The following is a 20054-nucleotide window of genomic DNA, read 5'->3' as shown; positions in this document are numbered from 1 at the left end:
AAATGAAAAAAATGACAGGTTTACTATTTAGTATAATAGCCCTATTTACGGCATGTACTTCTACACAAAAGACAGACCTTCCCGATGGTCTATATGCGGAAATAATAACTAACCAAGGAGTAATTCTTGCAGACTTAGAATACCAAAAAGCTCCAGTTACTGTAGCTAACTTTGTAAGTTTAGCAGAGGGAGAAAATCCTTATGTGGATGAAAAATACAAGGGGAAAAAATATTTTGACAATGTGAAGTTTCACCGAGTTGTTCCAAACTTTGTAATTCAAGCTGGAGATCCAACGGCAACTGGGGCAGGTGGTCCAGGTTATGTTTTTATGGATGAGTTTTCTCCTGAATTAAGACATGATAAAGCAGGTACTCTTTCTATGGCTAATAGTGGTCCTTATACTAATGGAAGCCAATTCTTCATCACCCATAGAGAAACTCCGCATTTAGATGATATGCATAGTGTATTTGGTTATGTAATCAAGGGAATGGATGTGGTAAATAAAATTAGTGAAGGAACAGATTTTATAAAAGAGATTAAAATCATTAGAGTTGGTAAAGAAGCTAAAAAATTCAATGCTGCTAAAGTGTTCAAAAATGCTATGGTAGAGCAAGCCAAACTAAAAGAACAACAAAATAAAGAGAAAGAACAACAAGCAAAGGCTCTTGATAAAGTAAAACAAAACAAAGCTCAAGACTTTAAAGACTTAAAGAGTAAAGCAACTACAACTGCCTCTGGTCTTTCTTATGTAATTACAGAAACACAAAAGGACAACCAAACTCCTAATATAGGACAAACAATAGGTGTTAATTATGCAGGCTACTTTGAAAACGGTCTTTTATTTGATTCTAACATACCTGAAATCACTAAAGAATATGACATGTTTGATCAAAGAAGAGCTGATTACAATCAATATAGACCAATTCCATTCAAATATGGCGCTAAAACAGGATTAATCCCTGGGTTTATTGAAGGTATTGAGCAAATGAAAATGGGAGATAAAGCAACAATTTTCATTCCTTCACATTTAGCTTATGGACAAGCAGGTGTTGGACCAATTCCACCAAACACAGACTTAGTTTTTGAATTAGAACTAGTAGAGGCTAACTAATCTAACAAAATAGAAAATAAAATGCCCCAAGAGCAAGTTTTGCTTTTGGGGCATTTTTCATTTATACCTGGCCTATTTTGTTTTACCCTACCTACATCTAGTTAAAATCACCTATAAACACCTTTTAAAGAGATATCTATCTAATTAGCTACTTCTATACGAATTAAATTACAAACCTCAGCAAATAACTTAAAACAAGCTCATCTTATTATAAAGCAAAAAAGTGCATAACTATTACGTTATGCACTTTTTCTATGTTAATCATTAACAAAGGTATTCCTTAAGCTTTTTGCTCATTTTCCGCTGGAACTGGAATATCTCCTTTTGTTAAAAATGCGGTTACTTCTTGATCAATTTCCGCTAACGATCTTTGGAATAATTCAAAAGCTTCGAACTTATAGATCAATAAAGGATCTTTTTGCTCGTGTACTGCTAATTGAACCGATTGCTTTAATTCATCCATTTTTCTTAAGTGCTTTTTCCAAGCCTCATCTAAAATGGTTAAAGTAATATTCTTTTCGAAATCTTCAATCAATGTTGCTCCTTGACTTTGGTAAGCTTTCTCTAAATTAGTAACAATGTTAATGGTTTTAATTCCATCTGTAAAAGGAACTACAATGCGTTCAAATTGACCAGAATTATTCTCATATACATTCTTAATTACTTTAAAGGCTTCTGCAGCACTACGTCTACATTTCTCTTGGTAACCTTGGAAGATAATTTCGTATTGTTTATTTGCTAAAGTAGTAGGATCTAATTTAACGAAGTCATCTTGAGAAACTACTGCATCATTACCGAAATAACGAATAATATCCATTTTCAGGCTATCGTAATCTTGAGTCATTTTGTGATTGTTAATAATACGCTCACATAAATCAAACATCATATTGGCAATATCCACCTTTAAGCGTTCTCCAAATAATGCGTGTTTTCTTCTCTTATAAATAACCTCACGTTGCGCATTCATTACATCGTCATATTCTAAAAGACGCTTACGAATACCAAAGTTATTCTCTTCTACTTTCTTCTGAGCTCTCTCAATAGACTTTGTCATCATCGAGTGTTGGATTACCTCTCCATCCTCAAGCCCCATTCTGTCCATGATCTTAGCTACTCTATCCGAACCGAATAAACGCATTAAGTTATCCTCTAAAGAAACATAGAATTGAGAACTTCCTGGATCACCTTGACGACCTGCACGTCCACGTAACTGACGGTCAACACGTCTAGAATCATGTCTTTCTGTACCAATAATGGCTAAACCTCCACGATCTTTCACTTCTTGAGATAACTTAATATCCGTACCACGACCTGCCATGTTTGTAGCAATAGTCACAATACCTGGTTTACCAGCTTCCTCTACAATTTGAGCTTCTTGTTTGTGTAATTTAGCATTTAAAACATTATGCTTAATTCCACGCATCTTTAAAGATCTACTCAATAATTCAGAAATCTCTACAGAAGTTGTACCAATTAACACTGGTCTTCCTTGTTCAGATAATTCTACAACATCTTCGATTACTGCTCTAAATTTCTCACGAACAGAACGATAAATCTTATCCTCTTTATCCTTACGAGCAATACCTCTATTGGTTGGGATCTCAACTACGTCTAATTTATAAATCTGTAAGAATTCCCCTGCCTCTGTAATAGCAGTACCTGTCATCCCTCCTAGCTTTTTATACATACGGAAATAGTTCTGTAATGTAATAGTAGCAAAGGTTTGAGTTGCAGCTTCAATTTTTACGTTTTCTTTTGCCTCTAGAGCTTGGTGTAACCCATCTGAGTAACGACGACCATCCATAATACGACCTGTTTGCTCATCCACAATCATGATCTTATTATCCATTACTACATATTCTGTATCTTTTTCAAATACAGTATATGCTTTTAGCAATTGAGTTAAGGTATGAATACGCTCGCTTTTCACCCCGAAATCTTGGAATAATCTCTCTTTGGCTTCTGCTTGCTCATCTTTATCTAAATGACGCTCTTCAATTTTTGTAATTTCCGTTCCAATATCTGGTAATACGAAGAAGTTTTCGTCTGTATCAGAAGATAAAAACTTAATTCCATTATCGGTTAATTGTACTTGGTTATTTTTCTCCTCGATAACAAAGTATAAAGCTTCATCCACTTTATGCATTTCTCTATTGTTATCTTGCATATACATATTCTCTGTTTTCTGAAGTAATTGTTTTACTCCTTCTTCACTTAAGAATTTGATTAATGCCTTATTTCGAGGTAAACTACGATAAGCTCTTAATAATAAGAAACCACCGTCTTTTGTGTTTCCTTCGCGGATTAATTTTTTAGCATCTGATAAAAATCCATTTGCTAATTTTCTTTGAATCTCTACTAAGTTTGCAACTTTTGGTTTTAACTCATTGAACTCATGTCTTTCTCCTTGAGGAACTGGACCTGAAATAATAAGTGGGGTTCTTGCATCATCAATTAATACAGAATCCACCTCATCCACAATAGCATAGTTATGTACTCTTTGTACTAACTCCTCAGGTGTATGAGCCATATTATCACGCAAATAATCGAAACCAAATTCGTTATTTGTTCCATAAGTAATATCTGCAGCATAAGCAGCACGTCTTCCCTCTGAGTTTGGTTGGTGATTATCAATACAGTCTACTAACATACCGTGGAACTCAAAAATAGGAGCTTTCCACTGACTATCCCTTTTTGCTAAGTAGTCGTTCACCGTTACAAGGTGAACCCCTTTACCAGTTAAGGCATTTAAATACAATGGAGCCGTAGCCACTAATGTCTTACCTTCCCCTGTATGCATCTCAGCAATCTTACCTTGGTGTAATACTACCCCACCAATAAGCTGTACATCGTAATGGATCATATCCCAAGTCACTTGCTTACCTGCAGCATTCCAAGTATTAGCCCATAGAGCTTTATCACCTTGGATAGTAACGTATTCCTTATTTTGCGCAAATGCAATATCTTGAGGTGTTGCAGTTACTTCTACAATTGGGTTTTCTTTAAAACGACGAGCTGTCTCTTTTACTACTGCAAAAGCTTCAGGAAGAATATCTAATAATACTTTTTCTGTGTTATCGTATGCTTGTTTCTCTAAAGAATCGATATTAGCATAGATGTTCTCTCTTGCATCAATATCTTGAGTTGTTTCTATTTCCGAGCGGAAAGAAGCAATTTTTTGATCCTGGTCTGCTCTGGATTGTTGAATTATTTCCTTGAAATAAATCGTCTTAGCTCTAAGTTCATCATTAGACAAGCTACTTAATGAACTCTCGTGAGATCTAATTTTCTCTATTAAAGGCTTAATAGCTTTGATATCTCTTTCCGATTTATCTCCTACAAATACCTTTAATATATTATTTATAAGACTCATAAATTATATATTTTGCGTTTTTTTGTTATTTACCTTTCAAATGTAAACAAAAAAAAAGCCTTACGTGAGGCTTTTTTTTCATTTCTTATTTCTTAGTACTCATCCTCGTTCCAAAGATAATCTTCGTCGGTTGGATAGTCAGGCCAAATCTCCTCCATTGATTCGTAGATTTCTCCCTCATCTTCGATGGATTGAAGGTTTTCAACCACCTCTAGTGGAGCACCTGTTCTAATTGCATAATCAATAAGTTCATCCTTAGTAGCAGGCCACGGCGCATCACTTAAATAAGATGCTAATTCTAATGTCCAATACATCTCTTTCTTTTTTTTAATATTAATGCAAAAATAATTTTTATTATGAAATTAACAAGCATTTTTTATTTTATTTCACACTATTCGAAGAACGTAGTCTTAAAACAAGACCTTTTTTGGAAAAGATAACTTTATTACCTTATTCTTCTTTACGCGGAATCCATTTCACTTCCTGCGCTTGTAAGTCAAAAGACAATTTTCGTGCCAAGACAAATAAGTAGTCAGAAAGTCGGTTTAAATACTGAATTGTACTAGGGTCAATAGGTTCACTTTGGTTTAACTCTACGCTTAAACGCTCTGCTCTACGACAAACACAACGCGCTATATGACAATATGACACCGTTGTGTGTCCCCCTGGTAAAACAAAATGTGTCATTGCAGGTAGGAAAGCATCCATTTGATCTATTTGCTCTTCTAAAAAGGCAATATCCTCTGGAGTAATCAAAGGAATATTTAATCTCCTTTTTCCATTTTTCAATATTTCTTTATCTTGTGGAGTAGCTAGTATAGCACCTACTGTAAATAAATCATGTTGAATTTTAATCAATACCTCTTTGTAAAGAGTATTGATATCTTGATCGCGAATTAAACCTATATAGGCGTTTAATTCATCTACAGTTCCATAACTATCTATTCTAATATGGTGCTTTAAAACGCGTGTTCCGCCAAATAAAGCAGTAGTTCCTTTATCTCCCGTTTTTGTATATACTTTCATGATTGGTTTAAATATTAAACAACCAAAGTACAACAAAATAATGTATTGTATTTGTGTTTGGGCTTATTTTATACGTAGATCACTCTCAATAACTCCATCTCTTAGACGTATAATTCGATGTGCATGAGCTGCAATATCTTCTTCATGGGTAACTAAAACAACTGTATTCCCCTCCTGATGGATAGCATCAAATAAGGCCATAATTTCTACTGAAGTCTTAGAATCAAGGTTTCCAGTTGGTTCATCAGCAAGAATCATCGAAGGCTTATTTACTAAAGCTCTAGCTACGGCAACTCTTTGCCTTTGTCCCCCGGATAATTGATTAGGTTGATGGTCCATCCTATCTTGTAAACCTACTTGAGTCAGAACTTCTGTAGCCCTTAGAACTCTTTCGGCCTTACTTTTACCGGCATAAACCATTGGTAGAGCCACATTGTCTAAAGCTGTGGTGCGAGGCATTAAATTAAAGGTTTGAAAAACAAATCCGATTTGCTTATTTCGAATGTGAGCAAGGTCGTCTTGCTTTAACACACTGACATCCTTCCCATTTAAAAAATAAGAGCCCGAACTAGGGGTATCTAAACATCCTAGGATATTCATCAAAGTACTCTTACCTGAACCTGATGGACCCATTAAAGCAACATAATCCCCCTTTTTAATCTCTAAATTCACTCCTTTTAAAACACGTACGGTTTCTGAGCCCAACTTAAAGTCTCGCTTTATATCTTTTATATCAATGATTAAATTCTTCATAGCTTAAGGTAGATTAATTACATAAGTACTTATTGGTAGACAAATAAGCAATATTGTTACACTAAAATAAGATTATAAAGCTATAAATACAAGAAACCCTTCTGGGATAAATGAAATTATTCCTATTATGGAGTTTGCAAAATTACATTCTAAGGATGAAATGTTGTTTTAATTGTTCTGTTCTTTTAAAAGCTAATCCAAAATAATAGAAGTCTATGGTAGCTGTAAAACCAGGATCTTTCTTAATTCTATACCATAAGTCATTTGATTTACTACCTTTTGTTTTGTCTAAGATAACTACAGAATCATTATGCATGGCCTGTAATAAAGCCTTTACAGTAATAGATTCAATACTAGAGGGTCTTTGTATTAAAATAGCATCATAACGCTTTAAAGGAGTTAATTGACTTTGGATTTGATCCACGCCTTTCACATTTATGTGCTCAGTGGTTAAAACACATAAAGTTTGGACCTTCAAATAGGATAAAATACGATTAACAAAGACTTTCTTTTTTTTCTTGCCTTTATACTTAGGCTCTTTATGGTAAAGCCCCTTGGTTAATAATCCATATACAAATGGAGAATGTAATCCGTGTTGATTTCCGGATTTATACAAAAACTTTATATAACTATTCCATCTATTCATGGGCTTGAAGATTGCGTTTTTTTAAGATAAAAACCAAAAGGTCTATAAAATAAAAAAAGGTATACAGCTAATGTATACCTTTTTTGTGACCACGGCAGGATTCAAACCTGCAACCTTCTGAGCCGTAATCAGATGCGCTATTCAGTTGCGCCACGTGGCCTGTATTGGATTGTTTTTTTTGCAATGAGAGTTTACTTTAAAAAGTAAACTTTGTGACCACGGCAGGATTCAAACCTGCAACCTTCTGAGCCGTAATCAGATGCGCTATTCAGTTGCGCCACGTGGCCTCTTGCTCATTGCGAGTGCAAATATAGAACGATATTCTGTAAATACAAACCTTCTGCAAGGTTTTTTTCAAAGGTTTTTTCGCTATAAATCTTAACCTTCTTGTTTATAGTTATTTAAACAAGAAAAAAAATAATAAAATTTTTTATTTTTTTTTCAAAACAAGAAGTAAAAGCAGATATCAAAGGATAATTAATTTTAAAATCGATTAAACGGAAACGCCATTAAGAACAAAACAGCGGTAATTATAAAAATCAAAAGGACAAAATAAAAAGGATTAGAGCTAAAGAGTCCAAAGAAAATGAACAATAAAGTAGCGCCACCTCCTGTAATAAAAAAATAATAGGTTTGTTTATCTATATTATGTTCCTCAAAAAAGTCGTCTATTTCTTTTTCTTGTCTTTCTTTTTGCTTTTTACTTTTCTTTAATTGCTTTTTTCTAATTTTTTTTAAGCTCTTCTTGCTATTAGAAAGATTCCTTTCTTCTGGAAAGGGAACAAAGACCACTATAAAGCCAATAATTAGAACTACTAATAAAAATAAATACAAGTACACCATAGTTATAGTACTAGTTAAACAACAAAAATATTTGCTTAAGATTAAAGGTACTAAAAAATATAGGGACACTTAAAAAAGTGTCCCTATTGTTTTATATCCTGTAACACTAATGTAGATTACTTCATTAATGTCTTTAAAAAATCATCATTATTATCTGTCTTTCGAATGTTCTCTATAATAGAAGTCATTGCTTCCACAGAGTTCATATCATCCACATACTTTCTTACTACCCATAACCTTTGTAAAGCCGATGCTGATAGTAATAAATCATCACGTCTTGTAGAAGAAGAAGTAATATCAATTGCTGGATAAATACGCTTATTGGCAAGTTTTCTATCCAATTGTAACTCCATATTACCGGTTCCCTTAAACTCTTCGAAGATCACCTCATCCATTTTCGAACCTGTCTCTACTAAGGCTGTTGCAATAATACTTAAAGACCCACCATTCTCAATGTTTCTAGCTGCTCCGAAGAAACGCTTAGGCTTTTGTAGTGCATTGGCATCTACCCCTCCACTTAATACTTTTCCTGAAGCAGGCTGTACAGTATTATAAGCTCTAGCTAAACGAGTGATAGAATCTAGTAGAATAACTACATCATGACCACATTCCACTAGTCTCTTTGCTTTTTCTAAAACAATGTTTGCTACTTTAACATGACGATCCGCTGGCTCATCGAATGTAGATGCAATTACCTCTGCATTTACACTTCTTTGCATATCGGTTACCTCCTCTGGACGCTCATCAATTAATAAAACAATTAAATAAGCCTCTGGGTGGTTTGCAGAAATAGCATTAGCTACTTCTTTTAATAAAACTGTTTTACCTGTTTTTGGTGGAGCAACAATCATTCCTCTTTGCCCTTTACCTATAGGAGAAAACATATCCATAATTCGCGTAGAAATCGTGCTTCTTTTCTCATCTAAATTAAATTTCTCATCTGGAAATAAAGGAGTTAAATGTTCAAATGCAACTCTATCGCGAATAGCTTGAGGATCATGTCCATTGATTTTCAATACTTTTACAAGTGGGAAGAACTTCTCTCCTTCTTTTGGAGGACGTACCACTCCTTTTACTGTATCCCCTGTTTTTAAACCAAAAAGTCTAATTTGAGATTGAGATAAATAAATATCATCTGGAGAAGATAAGTAGTTGAAATCTGCAGATCGTAAAAAACCATAACCATCTGGCATCATTTCAAGAACACCCTCACTTTCTATGATACCATCAAATTCATAATCCGGCTCACGAAAAGTATTTTTCTTATTGGTGTTATTATTAGAGTGATTGTTTGTATTTGATTTAGAAGGAGCTTTTTTAGCTACAACCTCTGAATTAGCAGTTTCACCGCTAGTAGTAGAAGGAGTTTGTTCTATGGTAGAAGTACTAGATACAGCAGACTCAGAATCTTTTCTATTAAAAGAACTTCTTTGTTCTTTCTTAGGGGACTCTTTGCGGTTATCGGGTTTCTTCTTATTAAACTCTCGTCTATTATTATCCTTATTATTTACTTTCCCCCCCTCATTAGATCGAACCGTATCTCTATCCTGTGATTCCACAGCTTGTGATGCAGTATCTAAAGTTTTTTCCTGGTTTACTTCTTGCTCTTTATCTAAAGCTGTGTTTTCTTTTGCAGGGTTATTTAACCTTTTTCTTGGAGCGCGATTTTGTTTATCTGCTCTATCGTTTGGTTTGGCATCACTCTGCACTTGTTCACCTTTAGCCTTAGCTCCTGTTTTAGCAGTCTTTTCCTTAGAAGAATTCTCTTTTGGAAGATTCTCCTTTTTATCTTGTGTAGAAGAATGAGATAAAGTAGAGGCTTTATGTTCCCCTTTATCTTTACTTGGCTCTTGGGTAGCTTTAGGTGCAGCAGGTGTACTTTTGCTTTTTGCCTTAACACTACTAGCTTTAGGCTCTTCCGAAGAAGGTTTTGCCTGTTGAAATGCTATAATCTTAGAGATAAGTAATTCTTTTTTTAACCCAGAAGTTCCTGCTATCTTGGACTTTTTAGCAATATCCTGAAGATCTGAGACCTTCATTTTTTGTAATTCGGAAATATCAAACATAAAAATGTTTATAGATTATGAAATATTGAGTTGATTTTTTCTTTAAATAAGAATAGAAATTAAAATAGAATCGTCGTATTATGAAGAACTTACGACAGAACTAGTGCAATATTACGAATTAATTTTGTAAAACAATAGGTTTTTATCGAAAAGAAACATTATTTTTGTCATTCAATAATTTAAAATTATGTTACAAAGAATTCAATCCGTATATTTGTTTTTAGCATTTGTAGTGATGGGAGTTTTACCATTTGTTTTTCCACTTTGGAAAAATGCAGAAAATAAAGATATTTATTTTATGATGGTTAACTTTCTTCCAGTGTTGTTTGGATTATCTGCTGCGCTTTGTGCAGTATCATTTTTAAATTACAAAAACAGAAAAAAACAATTTGTTTTAAACAGATTGAACATGATATCAAACGTTATACTATTAGGATTATTAATTTATCGAACACTAACTGTATCTGGAGATGCTTTTTCACAAGTATCAGAGAAAGGTATTGGAATGTTCCTCCCGATTATTTCTATCCTGTTACTAGTTTTAGCTAACAGAGCCATTAAGAAGGATGAAGATCTCGTAAAATCTGTGGATCGTTTAAGATAAACCTAACATCTTAGTTATTAGTGCGTTAAAAAAACCGAACATTTATTGTTCGGTTTTTTTGTTTTTAGGCCATTCGATAATCTCTAAATCTTTGATTTGATTTGCATCAATACTAAATCGCAGCATGGTTCTTACTTGGTGAAAACCACTTATTCCACAAGCTCCAGGATTCAAATGCAGAATTCCTAGATCCTTATCATATTGTACTTTTAAGATATGGGAATGCCCACAGATGTAGATATCTGGTTTTTGCTGCTTTAATATTTCTTTTACTCTTGGATTGTATTTACCAGGATACCCTCCAATGTGTGTCATAAAAACCTTCATCCCTTCACAAGTAAAAACAACATCCTGCGGGAATTCCATTCTAAGGTCTTTACCATCTATATTGCCATAAACTGCAATTAAAGGTTTGTATTGTTGTATTTGCTCGGCTACTTCCATATTTCCAATATCACCTGCATGCCAAACCTCATCGGCCATCTTTACATATTTCAAAATAGAGTCATCCATATGACTATGTGTATCGCTAAGCAGTAGTATTTTACGCATACTGTATTTTTTAAAAAACTAGATTTACAAAAATACATTAAATAACAAAACTACCCGGCCTATACCTATACTTTAGTGATCAACCTAGGAGACTTTGTTATAAAAAACGACCCCAAAAAGGAATCTTTTTTGGGGTCGTTTTTATGGTTTGTTTTCTTTGTGCCTACTATAAATAAGCCAACGAAAATCTATTATTCGGTATAAAATAAAATAAGTTGTTCTATGGCATCTTGACATACTGGGCAAAACTCATGGTAAGTATTGGTTTTCATTCTACAATCTGCAGCAGGTTTATAGATTTTTTTCTCATTAGGCCCAACATATACCCCTACTGGATATTTTGCAGCATCCTTAAGATCCGTTGGAACAGGAGTACCTGGCTTTAATAATTTACCCCACTTTTGATCAAAGTCTTTTAAAGTGGTAATGTTTTTCTCCCAAGGTTCCGTATCTTCTGAAATAAATTCACTTAAAGCATCATTGGTATAAGCATACTCATCTGCTAATCCTGCAAAACTATGTCCAAATTCATGCACAATAACAGGTTTAAAAGCTTGATGACCAGTTGTAGTTAAAGTATATCCATTGTAGATTCCTCCTCCTCCATACACATCTGTATTGGCTAAAATAATAATATGTTCATAGTCAATACCTGCTAGAGCATCATGTAATTTTTTAATGCGGTTAGTTGTTAAATAGCGCTCGGAATAAAAGGTATCGAAATTGGATTCCACTGCAGTTTTTATCCACTTATTTTCTCTAGGAACACTTACTCCAGTATCTACAGAAGGACTCTTTACAGCGATAAAGTTAAAGCGATCTGCATAGTTAGAGAAAGGTTGGTAAGATAAAATTGCATCTATAGATAAATTAGCCATTTCTACAAATTTATCCATTTGATCCTTTGTATATCCTTCGGCAACAAATACTACATTTATGGCTTTAGATTGGTCTTTTGCTTTACGTAAATACACATGATCGGTAACGTCCTTTTCTCCTTTAGCATGGATTAAGATATCAGTGGGATCAATTTGTTGGGTTAAAGAAGTAACTACTTCTCCAGGAGCCCCAAATAAAACTAATTCAACCTCTACTTTATTTTTAGGGAAAGGTACTAAGAATGTATTTTCATAACTTCTAGTTTGGTTTTTCGCCTCATCAGTAGATAGCCACTCTTGAAATAAAGTACTAAAGCTATTGGTATAAATTAACTCTTTACTTTGAGCGTCATAAACCCTTACTTGTCCGTTACCCTGTAAGTGGTTTTCGGATAAATTATGAGTTCTTCCAGCCCACTTTGGCAAAGAGGATAATTCATCTAGAAGGATTTGTTGACCTTGTGCATTACCTCCAAAAACATAATCTAAGCGTAATGTTTTATCCTCAAAGTGATCTTGAAAGTTCTGCGCCTGTGCGCACATAGCTATCAAAAGGGCTATAGAGCTAAGAATTTTTTTCATAAATAAGTAATAATTATTGGTTAGGTTATTAAGCTAGTAAATGTAAATGTTTTATTTCTTAAAAACCATTTTTACCCTACTTTGTACTCCTACTTTTTTAGTTAAAGTAAGACCTATCTGGGTATTTACGAAACACATATCCTCCCTAAAGAGACCTTTTGCAACCCCTTGCACATGCTAATTTTATAATAACATCTTTAAGGTAGTCACCTTTTTGAAGTATATTTGCTCTTTATAAAGAAATACAAATCATTTTGAGATATTTTTTAGAATTCGCTTATGATGGTACTGCTTACCACGGTTGGCAAATACAACCTAATGCTATTACAGTACAACAAACACTAACTCATGCTATTTCAACGCTTTTAAAGCAGCCTATTGAACTAGTGGGAGCTGGTAGAACAGATAGTGGAGTACATGCAAAACAAATGTTTGCCCATTTTGATTATCCTTTGGATTTTGATAAAGAAAAACTCATTTCCAAAATGAATTCCTTTTTACCAAGTGACATTGTAATCTACTCTATAACGCAAGTACAAGACCAAGCTCATGCGCGTTTTGATGCCACAGCAAGAACTTACCAATATCACATACATACCCATAAGGATGCATTTTGTAATGCTTTTAGCTATTATTTTTATAAAAAGCTAGATATAGATAAAATGAATCAAGCCGCACAACTATTGTTGGATTATGAAGATTTTGAATGTTTTTCAAAAACCAATTCTGATGTATTCACTTTTAACTGTACCATTGAAAAGGCTTATTGGGAAAAAACAAGTGACAACAAAATTGTATTTACTATAAAAGCTAATCGCTTTTTACGAAATATGGTAAGAGCAATTGTTGGTACTTTATTAGAGGTGGGCACAGGAAAAATTCCGGTAGAACACATCCATAGTATTATCGAAAGTAAAGACCGTTCCAAGGCGGGATTCTCCGTACCTGGAAAAGCGCTATTCTTAACCAAAGTAAGCTATCCTTATCTATGAAACAAAAGAAATCTAATTCCTTAAAAAAGGTATTAAAATATGCAAAGGCCTATCAAAATAGATTCAATTGGGTAATTGTCTTTGCCATCTCTTTATCTATTTTTGCTGCCGCTCGTCCTTATATGCTTAAGCAAACAGTGGATAATTACGTGCAACCTCAAGACAAACCCGGTTTACTGATTTATGTTGGTCTTATGGGAATAGTTTTACTTTTAGAGGTAGCTTCCCAGTATTTTTTCACCTTCTGGGCCTCTTGGTTAGGTCAAGATATAGTCAAAGACATTCGCGAAGACCTCTTTAAGAAGATCCTGCATTTTAAAATGCGTTATTTCGATAATGAACCGGTTGGAAAATTAGTAACCCGCTCTGTATCAGATATAGAATCCATCGCTAGTATTTTTTCACAAGGTCTTTTTATGATTGTAAGTGACCTTTTGAAAATGGTAGTTGTCTTTGGTATTATGCTGTATATGAACTGGCAATTAAGCGTTATTGTTTTACTAGCTATGCCAATTATCTTTTACGCTACGCGTGTTTTCCAAAAGAAAATGAAAACAGCTTTTAATGAAGTTAGGACACAAATTTCCAACTTAAATACTTTTGTACAAGAAAGATTAACTGGTATGAAAATAGTACAACTTTTTACCAGAGAAGACATTGAATATCAAAAGTTTGTGGAAATCAACGAAAAACACAATAAAGCATGGCTTAAAAACATTCTACTTAACTCCATCTTCTTCCCTATAGCAGATATAGTATCTTCTTTAACTTTAGGTTTTGTGATATGGTACGGAGGAATGTCTATTGTACAAGGGGATAACACTACTAGTTTTGGAGACTTATTCGCCTATACAATGCTAATTTCTATGTTGTTTAACCCATTGCGTCAAATTGCCGATAAATTCAATGTGATGCAAATGGGAATTGTAGCAGCTGATAGAGTATTTGAAATCCTAGAAACAGACGATAGTATGCCTGATACAGGTAAAATTATTGCCAAACCTTTCAAAGGAGACATACAACTGGAAAAGGTAGAATTTAGCTATATTGCTAATACACCAGTATTAAAAGGCATTGATTTACATATACAGCCTGGAAGTACCGTAGCTATTGTAGGTTCCTCTGGAGCTGGTAAAAGTACAATCATCAACTTACTTAACCGCTTTTATGATATAGATAAAGGAAGTATCAAAATAGATCAAACCGATATCAAAGACTTTACACTAGAATCTTTGAGAAAGCAAGTTGCCGTTGTGTTGCAAGATGTTTTCCTTTTTAGCGATAGTATCTTAAATAATATACGCCTTAATAATTCCACAATCTCCTTGGAGAAAGTACAAGCTGCTGCTAAAGAAATTGGCATACATGATTTTATTATGACTCTTCCTTCGGGGTACAATTACAATGTAAAAGAAAGAGGAGCTATGCTATCCTCTGGGCAAAGACAATTAATTGCCTTTTTAAGAGCGTATATAAGTGACCCTAGTATACTTATCTTAGATGAGGCAACCTCATCTATAGATACACATTCGGAAGAACTATTACAAAAAGCGACAGCGACTTTAACTAAAAATAGAACCTCTATTATTATTGCCCATCGCTTGGCTACAGTAGTAAACGCAGATCAAATTATTGTGATGGAAAAAGGACATATTGTAGAGAAAGGAACACATAGTGAATTATTAACCATTGAGAATGGTTATTATAAAAAACTATATGACTCTCAATTTAATGCTAATCAAGTAGCCTAATTCCACCTAAGTATTCTTATATTTAATCAAGGAGTATATACATCTTTCAAGGGTATATACTCCTTTTTTATTGCCTTTAAAATCATTTTAAGCCATTAAGGTATGGATCTTTTTAAAACTAAATAATCATAAGCATCCTACGAATTATGCGCTAATCTTTTTACTAATAATAGGTTTTAAACAAAATATACCCACCCTTTATAATTATTCTCTAATTAATTTCAAAAAAACCTTAAGGGGAATTAAAATAATACAAAGCCACAAAAATCAAGTTTTAACCTCTAAAGTTTTTTCAACGGAAATAATTGATTATTTTCGTAGGGTTAAATACAGAATATATACATATGAAATTCGATATTATTGTTTTAGGAAGTGGCCCAGGGGGTTACGTTACTGCTATTAGAGCATCACAATTAGGTTTTAAAGTAGCTGTAGTTGAAAAAGAGAGTCTAGGTGGTATTTGCTTAAACTGGGGATGTATCCCAACAAAGGCACTTTTAAAATCTGCTCAAGTATTCGAATACCTTAAACATGCTTCTGATTATGGTTTAACCATCGATGGAAATGTGGATAAAGATTTCCAAGCTGTTGTAGAGCGTTCTAGAAACGTTGCTCAAGGTATGAGTAAAGGAGTTCAATTCTTAATGAAAAAGAACAAAATCGAAATCATTAACGGATTTGGAAAAGTATTAAAAAATAATAAAGTACAAGTTACTGATAAAGATGGTAAAGTAAGCGAATTAAGCGCTGATCATATTATCATTGCAACAGGAGCTCGTTCTAGAGAATTACCTAACCTTCCACAAGATGGTAAAAAGGTAATTGGATACCGTCAAGCATTAACTTTACCTGAGCAACCTAAAAAGATGATTGTAGTAGGTTCAGGAGCTATCGGTGTAGAGTTTGCTTATTTCTACAATTCAATGGGAACAGATGTTACTATTGTAGAATATATGCCAAACATTGTTCCAGTAGAAGACGTAGATATTTCTAAGCAAATGGAGCGTTCTTTGAAAAAAGCTGGTATCAAAATTATGACTAATGCTTCTGTGGAAAGAGTAGAAAACACGGACCAAGGAGTAAAAGCATTTGTTAAAACAGCCAGTGGAGAACAAATCTTAGAAGCTGACGTTGTTTTATCTGCAGTAGGTATTAAAACTAACATCGAAAACATTGGTTTAGAAGAAGTTGGAATTGCTACCGATAGAGATAAAATTGTTGTAGATCAATTCTACCAAACAAATATCCCTGGATACTATGCTATTGGAGATGTAGTACCTGGACAAGCTTTAGCACACGTTGCTTCTGCAGAAGGTATTTTATGTGTGGAGAAAATCGCAGGATTACACGTAGAGCCATTAGACTATGGAAACATCCCTGGATGTACTTATGCTTCTCCTGAAATTGCATCTGTTGGTATGACAGAGGCTAAAGCTAAAGAAGCTGGTTATGATATCAAAGTTGGAAAATTCCCATTCTCTGCTTCTGGAAAAGCGCAAGCTTCTGGTGCAGCAGATGGATTTGTAAAAGTAATCTTTGATGCTAAATATGGAGAATGGTTAGGATGTCATATGATTGGAGCTGGAGTTACAGATATGATTGCTGAGGCAGTTGTAGCACGTAAACTAGAAACAACAGGATATGAAATCTTAAAAGCAGTTCACCCTCACCCAACAATGAGTGAAGCGGTTATGGAAGCTGTAGCAGATGCTTACGGTGAAGTTATCCACATGTAATACAGTATTTTAAATAATTATAAAAGGTCTATCAAGTTTTGATAGACCTTTTTATTTTCATACATTTATCCCTTATTAATTCTTTAAACTAATCTTTATGGGTCGGTCTTACGTTAGTTTATTAAAAGTGATATCATTTTTAATTCTGGTCGTTGGGGTGATTTTATTCATTAAAAATCTAGATTTTCTACTATTTAAAAAACAAATGGACTTGCTAAATACCATAACAGCTATCTTTTTAATAGTACTTGGTATTTTAGGAATTAACCAAAAAAAGCAAATAGGGAAAATCAGAATCTAAAAAAGAGATTAAAACGCAAGAGTCTTTTAAAGGCATATTCTTTAAAAGCACAGCAAACGCTTGTTAGAAGTGAATAGTTCACTCTACAAGCGTTAATTATTTATATACCCTTAAGATGCTAATGGGTGTATGTATCCTTTATAATTGCACTAAAATAGATAACTATACCGGTTAACCTTTTGATATAAAAAAAGGTAAATCCTATAGCTACTATGCACTATAGGATTTACCTTATGTATATAACAATAAGTAAAAGTAAACTTACTTTACGTATTGGAAATTATTTTTATTTTATCCCTAAATAATTACTTGGGGAAATATTTTTCAACTCTTCTTTTATTGCTTGATCTACCTCTAAGGTTTCAATAAAAGCATGAATAGAGTCTTTGTTAATCACCTGATTAGTTCTAGTTAAGTCCTTTAAGGCTTCATACGGATTAGGATAAGCTTCTCTTCTTAAAATAGTTTGAATCGCCTCAGCAACTACAGCCCAGTTATTTTCTAAATCTTGCTCAAATTTACTTTCGTTTAAAAGTAATTTATCTAACCCTTTAATACTTGATTCAAAAGCAATAATAGTATGTCCGATTGGTACACCTAAATTTCTTAAAACAGTACTATCTGTTAAATCTCTTTGTAGACGTGATATTGGTAATTTAGCCGATAAATGCTCGAACATTGCATTAGCTAACCCTAAATTTCCTTCTGAGTTTTCAAAATCAATCGGATTAACTTTATGTGGCATAGCAGAAGAACCAATCTCTCCTTCTTTTATCTTTTGTTTGAAATAATCCATAGAAACATAACTCCACATATCTCTATCTAAATCCATTAAAATTGTATTAATACGTTTTAATGCATCAAAAAAAGCAGCCATATGGTCGTAATGCTCAATTTGCGTAGTTGGATAAGAGTGTTTTAATCCAAGGTTCAACTCTACAAAGTCAGTACCGAATTGCTTCCAATCCATAGAAGGATAAGCAACCTTATGTGCGTTAAAATTCCCAGTAGCACCACCGAACTTACCTGCAAAAGGCACTTGCTCTAATAAGTGTAATTGTTCTTTTAAACGAACTGCAAATACATTTATCTCCTTTCCTAAACGAGTCGGAGAAGCTGGTTGACCATGTGTTCTAGCAAGCATTGGAACATCTTGCCAAAGTTTTGCTAGATCCTCTATTTTAAGAATTAACTTATTTAATAATGGCATGTATACCTGCAAAAAGGCACCTTTAAGCATAAGTGGAATAGCCGTATTATTAATATCCTGAGAAGTTAATCCAAAGTGGATAAACTCTTTATAAGGTTCTAAGGATAATTGATCAAAAGCTTGCTTTACAAAATACTCCACGGCTTTAACATCGTGATTGGTAATTCTTTCTTTGTCCTTGATCCAAATTGCATCCTGGCTAGTGAAGTCCTCATATAATTTTCTCAAAGAGGAAAAAACAGCAGGATCCACATTTTTCAATTGAGGTAATTCTAAATTACACAATGCAATAAAGTATTCTACCTCCACTAAAACCCTATATTTAATTAAGGCTTCTTCTGAAAAATAATTGGATAAACTTTTTGTTTTACTTCTGTATCTCCCATCAATTGGAGAAATAGCATTTAATTCTGTAAGCATGACTTAGTTTGTGTTGTTATACTAGCAAAGATAGTATTTTAAAAAAAATCTTAAAAAAGAATACGACAAAAAATTAAGAACCAATCTCTGTAGACCATAGTTTTATGGACTCTTGGCTTAATTTAATATAATCGGCATTATTTAATTGTTTGGCTAATTCTAAAGCCTGAGTAGCTACCTCAACGGCTTGTTGTTTTAAGTTAAGACGCGACAGTAGTTGTGATTTTAAACGTAAAAAATAAAAAGGAGTTTGTCCTTGTTCTTTTTCAATAGCTTTATCTATCCACAAAAGAGCTACATTAGGGTCTTGATTGGTTGCATAATAATATTCCGCAGCACTATAGTAATCTACTACCGAAGGTCCTTCCATAGTTTGTTCTATAGAACGCATAGCAATAGCATTAGTTGGTACCTTAAAAGGAACCGATACCACAACATAATCCCACATTAATTCTAAAGAGGCACCATCGATAGATAACTCATTAATTCCAATGGTAAAACTCTCTTGTTTTCTTTGGGTATTTTCTACCTTGACATTTACCGATAAGGCAACTTTGTCTTGGTCCCATACCTCTGGTAATCCCCAATTAGAAATATCTTTATAAAAAATAATCTCCCATTGGGTTACTTTAGGAATACTGTATAAGGCATAAGACCCCTTTTCTAAGGTCTTCCCTTGAATTTCTACATCATCTGCAAAGGTAATAACCGTATTGTTATTAGCCCCTGTCCTCCATAACTTCCCATAAGAGACTAAATCTCCAAAAACCAAACGATCCTTTACGTTTGGGCGAGAATATTCTACATTCACTTGGGTTAATCCTACTATTTGCTCCACTTTAGCTTTAGGGCTAGTTTGTGGGGTAAGTACTTGGGCTTGGGAAACTATACTTAACAAGAAAATCCCAAAAAGCATCATATTGCGTATCATCTGTACTTAAAATTAAATTGTTCTATATTTCCTGAAGTATATACAAAAAAAGTGCCATAAATGAGCTTCTTTTTCCCCCAGGTTATTACCCTATCAAATATACGAAAAACAATGTTCATTTCCCTGGGCTTTAAAGTGTATAAAAGGCATTTATGTTTTATTTAGCATTGTAAAAACCCCCTACAAAAAGAGGGCGCTTTAAGTAGAGAAAAACTATTAAGCCACCAACTCCCTTTTTATTAAAATATAAACCACCCTTAATTTCGAGCCTTGCAATT

General features: G+C 33.7%; 15 protein-coding genes and 2 tRNA genes. 5 read left to right on the top strand and 12 right to left on the bottom strand.

Translation table 11 applies throughout. From position 1 onward, the window contains the following. Positions 1–2 precede the first annotated feature (2 nt). Entirely contained in the window at positions 3–1112 is a 1110-nt protein-coding gene (locus tag ACYSNM_RS04815) for a peptidylprolyl isomerase (RefSeq protein ID WP_461755857.1), read from the top strand. Positions 1113–1392: 280 nt separating this feature from the next. Here ACYSNM_RS04815 and secA read toward each other — a convergent pair whose 3' ends face one another. The 8 genes from secA to rho form a co-directional block, all read right to left on the bottom strand. Next, a complete protein-coding gene (gene secA / locus ACYSNM_RS04810; RefSeq protein ID WP_461755856.1) occupies positions 1393–4485 on the bottom strand; it encodes a preprotein translocase subunit SecA in 3093 nt (1030 codons plus the stop codon). A gap of 92 nt (positions 4486–4577) precedes the next feature. Continuing rightward, on the bottom strand, positions 4578–4799 hold the full coding sequence (locus ACYSNM_RS04805) for a DUF2795 domain-containing protein (RefSeq protein ID WP_002986941.1): 222 nt from the start codon (positions 4797–4799) through the stop codon (positions 4578–4580). Between the two features lie 136 nt (positions 4800–4935). Further along, a complete protein-coding gene (locus tag ACYSNM_RS04800) occupies positions 4936–5511 on the bottom strand; it encodes a cob(I)yrinic acid a,c-diamide adenosyltransferase (protein WP_461755855.1) in 576 nt (191 codons plus the stop codon). Between the two features lie 63 nt (positions 5512–5574). Further along, positions 5575–6264, bottom strand: a complete 690-nt coding sequence (locus ACYSNM_RS04795) for an ABC transporter ATP-binding protein (protein WP_461755854.1) — start codon at positions 6262–6264, stop codon at positions 5575–5577. 142 nt (positions 6265–6406) lie between these two features. After that, on the bottom strand, positions 6407–6910 hold the full coding sequence (locus tag ACYSNM_RS04790; RefSeq protein WP_461755853.1) for a hypothetical protein: 504 nt from the start codon (positions 6908–6910) through the stop codon (positions 6407–6409). 86 nt (positions 6911–6996) lie between these two features. Further along, positions 6997–7070, bottom strand: a tRNA-Arg gene (locus ACYSNM_RS04785). A gap of 53 nt (positions 7071–7123) precedes the next feature. Next, positions 7124–7197, bottom strand: a tRNA-Arg gene (locus tag ACYSNM_RS04780). Between the two features lie 672 nt (positions 7198–7869). Beyond that, positions 7870–9819: a transcription termination factor Rho gene (gene rho, locus ACYSNM_RS04775; protein ID WP_461755852.1), complete on the bottom strand. Its 1950-nt coding sequence runs from the start codon at positions 9817–9819 to the stop codon at positions 7870–7872. Positions 9820–10006: 187 nt separating this feature from the next. Between rho and ACYSNM_RS04770 the strand changes: the two genes are divergently transcribed. After that, a complete protein-coding gene (locus tag ACYSNM_RS04770; RefSeq protein ID WP_461755851.1) occupies positions 10007–10423 on the top strand; it encodes a DUF4293 domain-containing protein in 417 nt (138 codons plus the stop codon). A gap of 42 nt (positions 10424–10465) precedes the next feature. Here ACYSNM_RS04770 and ACYSNM_RS04765 read toward each other — a convergent pair whose 3' ends face one another. Both ACYSNM_RS04765 and ACYSNM_RS04760 read right to left on the bottom strand, forming a co-directional pair. After that, the gene (locus tag ACYSNM_RS04765; RefSeq protein ID WP_461755850.1) at positions 10466–10975 is read right to left on the bottom strand and encodes a metallophosphoesterase family protein; all 510 of its coding nucleotides are present in this window, start codon (positions 10973–10975) and stop codon (positions 10466–10468) included. Positions 10976–11166: 191 nt separating this feature from the next. After that, positions 11167–12435 carry a M64 family metallopeptidase gene (locus tag ACYSNM_RS04760; RefSeq protein ID WP_461755849.1) on the bottom strand — a complete coding sequence of 423 codons (1269 nt, stop codon included), beginning with the start codon at positions 12433–12435 and terminating at the stop codon, positions 11167–11169. Positions 12436–12689: 254 nt separating this feature from the next. Between ACYSNM_RS04760 and truA the strand changes: the two genes are divergently transcribed. From truA to lpdA, 3 genes are all read left to right on the top strand, one after another. After that, complete coding sequence (truA, locus tag ACYSNM_RS04755; protein WP_461755848.1) at positions 12690–13427, top strand: tRNA pseudouridine(38-40) synthase TruA; 738 nt, start codon at positions 12690–12692, stop codon at positions 13425–13427. Then, the gene (locus ACYSNM_RS04750) at positions 13424–15178 is read left to right on the top strand and encodes an ABC transporter ATP-binding protein (RefSeq protein ID WP_461755847.1); all 1755 of its coding nucleotides are present in this window, start codon (positions 13424–13426) and stop codon (positions 15176–15178) included. Before truA ends, ACYSNM_RS04750 begins: the two co-directional genes overlap by 4 nt. Before the next feature lie 344 nt (positions 15179–15522). Next, complete coding sequence (lpdA, locus tag ACYSNM_RS04745; protein ID WP_461755846.1) at positions 15523–16914, top strand: dihydrolipoyl dehydrogenase; 1392 nt, start codon at positions 15523–15525, stop codon at positions 16912–16914. 587 nt (positions 16915–17501) lie between these two features. On the opposite strand, the gene purB is transcribed toward lpdA, so the two are convergent. Next, positions 17502–18845: an adenylosuccinate lyase gene (gene purB / locus ACYSNM_RS04740; protein ID WP_461755845.1), complete on the bottom strand. Its 1344-nt coding sequence runs from the start codon at positions 18843–18845 to the stop codon at positions 17502–17504. Positions 18846–18918: 73 nt separating this feature from the next. Then, positions 18919–19776 (bottom strand): DUF2911 domain-containing protein, encoded by an 858-nt coding sequence (locus tag ACYSNM_RS04735; RefSeq protein WP_461755844.1) that lies wholly within the window; start codon positions 19774–19776, stop codon positions 18919–18921. Positions 19777–20054: the final 278 nt, after the last annotated feature.

The sequence above is a fragment of the Myroides sp. LJL116 genome, from assembly GCF_054871685.1.
The sequence above is the reverse complement of the archived record's forward strand: the minus strand, read 5'-3'. Positions and strand labels throughout refer to the sequence as shown.

Excerpts from the sequence above, each read along its gene's own strand:
- secA (WP_461755856.1), bottom strand. The coding sequence starts at position 4,485 with ATGAGTCTTATAAATAATATATTAAAGGTATTTGTAGGAGATAAATCG.
- ACYSNM_RS04795 (WP_461755854.1), bottom strand. The coding sequence starts at position 6,264 with ATGAAGAATTTAATCATTGATATAAAAGATATAAAGCGAGACTTTAAG.
- ACYSNM_RS04800 (WP_461755855.1), bottom strand. The coding sequence starts at position 5,511 with ATGAAAGTATATACAAAAACGGGAGATAAAGGAACTACTGCTTTATTT.
- rho (WP_461755852.1), bottom strand. The coding sequence starts at position 9,819 with ATGTTTGATATTTCCGAATTACAAAAAATGAAGGTCTCAGATCTTCAG.
- ACYSNM_RS04765 (WP_461755850.1), bottom strand. The coding sequence starts at position 10,975 with ATGCGTAAAATACTACTGCTTAGCGATACACATAGTCATATGGATGAC.
- ACYSNM_RS04760 (WP_461755849.1), bottom strand. The coding sequence starts at position 12,435 with ATGAAAAAAATTCTTAGCTCTATAGCCCTTTTGATAGCTATGTGCGCA.
- ACYSNM_RS04815 (WP_461755857.1), top strand. The coding sequence starts at position 3 with ATGAAAAAAATGACAGGTTTACTATTTAGTATAATAGCCCTATTTACG.
- ACYSNM_RS04735 (WP_461755844.1), bottom strand. The coding sequence starts at position 19,776 with ATGATACGCAATATGATGCTTTTTGGGATTTTCTTGTTAAGTATAGTT.
- ACYSNM_RS04750 (WP_461755847.1), top strand. The coding sequence starts at position 13,424 with ATGAAACAAAAGAAATCTAATTCCTTAAAAAAGGTATTAAAATATGCA.
- ACYSNM_RS04790 (WP_461755853.1), bottom strand. The coding sequence starts at position 6,910 with ATGAATAGATGGAATAGTTATATAAAGTTTTTGTATAAATCCGGAAAT.
- ACYSNM_RS04770 (WP_461755851.1), top strand. The coding sequence starts at position 10,007 with ATGTTACAAAGAATTCAATCCGTATATTTGTTTTTAGCATTTGTAGTG.
- lpdA (WP_461755846.1), top strand. The coding sequence starts at position 15,523 with ATGAAATTCGATATTATTGTTTTAGGAAGTGGCCCAGGGGGTTACGTT.
- ACYSNM_RS04805 (WP_002986941.1), bottom strand. The coding sequence starts at position 4,799 with ATGTATTGGACATTAGAATTAGCATCTTATTTAAGTGATGCGCCGTGG.
- purB (WP_461755845.1), bottom strand. The coding sequence starts at position 18,845 with ATGCTTACAGAATTAAATGCTATTTCTCCAATTGATGGGAGATACAGA.